The 1196-nt window shown below is 60.0% G+C and carries 1 protein-coding gene; it reads right to left on the bottom strand.

The genetic code is table 11. The annotated features are described in order from the left end of the window. Nucleotides 1–140: 140 nt before the first annotated feature. Nucleotides 141–1115 (bottom strand): IS5 family transposase, encoded by a 975-nt coding sequence (locus ACLFKU_RS43520; RefSeq protein ID WP_410853366.1) that lies wholly within the window; start codon nt 1113–1115, stop codon nt 141–143. Nucleotides 1116–1196: the final 81 nt, after the last annotated feature.

Genomic DNA, 1196 nt, shown 5'->3' with positions numbered 1-1196 from the left:
TTTAAGGCAACGCTGAACAAGCCGTTGTATTCATCGTGTCGGGCGCAAACAGAGGCAGATTCATCGTGAGTGAAGCTTTGCGGCTGCATTTCCTGCCCACCAGGGCGTTGCGCACGGGCCTGCGGCCCGCTTTTCGCCCATTACGGGCGCACCTGTGCCATCAATCGCCTGCGCGAGAGATAGACGTTGGTCAGCGCCAGCGCAACGAAGGCGCGATTGGCATTCTTCGCCAGACCGCGATAGCGCACCTTTGTGAATCCCCACAGGCGTTTGACGACGGCGAACACATGCTCAACCCGCGCCCTGATCTTCGACTTGTTGCGATTCTTGCCGCGCGCTACCTCGTCAACTTCACCCGCACGGCGCGTACGCTGATTGGTGAAGTCGCGTGCCGAGGGCGCCTTGCTGTGAATAAGCGCTTTCTGGCTCGCATAGGCGCTATCGCCATAGACGCGTTGCTCCTGCCCATGCAGCAATGTCGGCAGCGGATGCTTGTCGTGGACGTTGGCCGCCGTGACCACCGCGCTATGTGCCAGGCCGCTTTGACTATCGACCCCGATGTGCAGCTTCATGCCGAAATACCACTGCTTGCCTTTGCGCGTCTGATGCATCTCAGGGTCGCGCGCCTGCTGCCTGTTCTTGATCGAACTCGGGGCGGCAATCAACGTCGCGTCCACGATGGTGCCGCTGGCAAGCTTCATGCCGCTGGCTTGCAACACCTGCCCCACCTCGGCGAAGAGCCGTTCACCCAGCTGGTGCTTCTCAAGAAGACGCCGGAATTTGAGCAGCGTTGTCGCATCCGGTACGGCTTCGCAGCCCAGATCAATGCCCACGAAGCGACGCAGGCTGGTGCTGTCATACAGCGCCTCTTCGCAAGCGAAGTCGGCCAGATTGAACCAGTGCTGCACGAAGTGAATCCGCAGCATGCGTTCCAGACCAATCGGCGGGCGGCCGTTGCCGCGTTTCGGGTAATACGGCTCGACCACCGCGCACAGTTCGGCCCATGGAACGATCGTGTTCATCGTGTCAAGAAACTCGTCGCGCCGCGTGCGTTTGCGTCGGGTCTCGAACCCGGCACCTTGATCCGCGGCCATCGCAAGCGTCTGCTGCTTCATTGTCTTTTGCCTTTCTCGTAGCTTGTGCGCTCTATAACGCTTGACGCGCACAAGCGGTGCACTTAATCAGCATTGCCTTAA

The organism is Paraburkholderia sp. EG304 (assembly GCF_046543485.1).
GTDB classification, from domain to species: domain Bacteria; phylum Pseudomonadota; class Gammaproteobacteria; order Burkholderiales; family Burkholderiaceae; genus Paraburkholderia; species Paraburkholderia youngii.
This window is presented reverse-complemented; position numbering and strand designations above follow the sequence as displayed.